The 1,139-nt window shown below is 58.4% G+C and carries 1 protein-coding gene and 1 tRNA gene; both read left to right on the top strand.

The annotated features are described in order from the left end of the window. Window positions 1–191: 191 nt before the first annotated feature. Window positions 192–267 (top strand) — tRNA-Pro (locus H5U08_RS19480). 306 nt (window positions 268–573) lie between these two features. Further along, on the top strand, window positions 574–1,139 hold a 566-nt coding region (locus H5U08_RS19475), incomplete at its 3' end, for a glycine zipper domain-containing protein (RefSeq protein WP_297037046.1).

The raw sequence follows: 1,139 nt of genomic DNA, 5'->3' as shown, positions 1-1,139 counted from the left end.
AACCGATTCCCGCACAAGCCGGTTCCAGATCGGCGCTTTGTCCCATGGGCGGGTAACAAACCGGGCGAAATCTCCTTCGGCGGAGTTGTCAGCCGGAGCAAAATCGGATAAAGTAATCGAGAGACGAGCGGTGAGACGAACGCGATGTGACCTCCCCTGCGGTGGGGTTAAACAGTCACAGACTCAAAGCTCGGGGCGTGGCGCAGCCTGGATTAGCGCGCTTGCTTGGGGTGCAAGAGGTCACCGGTTCAAATCCGGTCGCCCCGACTTTCTCCGCGATTTTCGCTCAATGTAAACGAATGAGAAGGGACGGATCAGATCCGCAAACAATCGTCCCCGAGGCAGGAAGCCGCCGAAGGTCGTGTCGAGGCCTTCGGCGTTTTTCATCGCGCTCGGCTCATTGGGTTAAACAATCTTGACTCGCCCGTAAAAATCGCCTATCTTACCAGGCCAATGTGGCCGGTTAGAAATTTTTCGTGGTTTTGCCGATACAATGGCCTGGTAAGCTCGAAGCATTTGATCGCCTTTCGGCAAGGATGTCCGCCTGAACGCAGCTTTCAGGAGTCCGCACGGATGACGCTCACCCGCCGTTCCTCGTTTTGCTTCGGTCTGTTCTGGCTGTTTCTGCCGATTTCTCTTTTCACAGCTGGATGTGCCACGACGCATGCTGAGCGGGGGGCCCTTTTCGGCGGACTTCTCGGAGCCGGGACGGGGGCCATTGTGGGAAACGCGGCTGGAAATACCCTCGCCGGAACCGCCATCGGCGCTGGGGTCGGTGCCCTTGCTGGCTCGGCAGTCGGCGACAGCCTTGATGAAATGGAGGCGCAAAACCGTGCACTGATCGCCCAGCAGCTTGGCCGGGAAATCCCTGCGGGGGCTGTCACATTCGATGACGTCATCGCTATGACCAAGGCCGGCGTCGCCGAGGAACTCATCGTCAATCAGATCCGCATCAACGGGATGGTTCGTCAGCCGACCACGGATGATATTATCCGCCTCCAGAAAGAGGGTGTGAGCGTCAACGTCATCAAAGCGATGCAGGAGCCGCCTCTGCGTCGCCAGCCCAGTAATGACCGCCCCATTGTGATTCGTGAGTCGAGTCCACCGCCGGTGGTCATTTACGAGCACGATCCCTGGTG

This window comes from Thermogutta sp. (assembly GCF_014359955.1).
Taxonomy (GTDB): domain Bacteria; phylum Planctomycetota; class Planctomycetia; order Pirellulales; family Thermoguttaceae; genus Thermogutta.
Note: the sequence above shows the minus strand (reverse complement) of the source record. Positions and strands in the feature narration are given on the sequence as shown.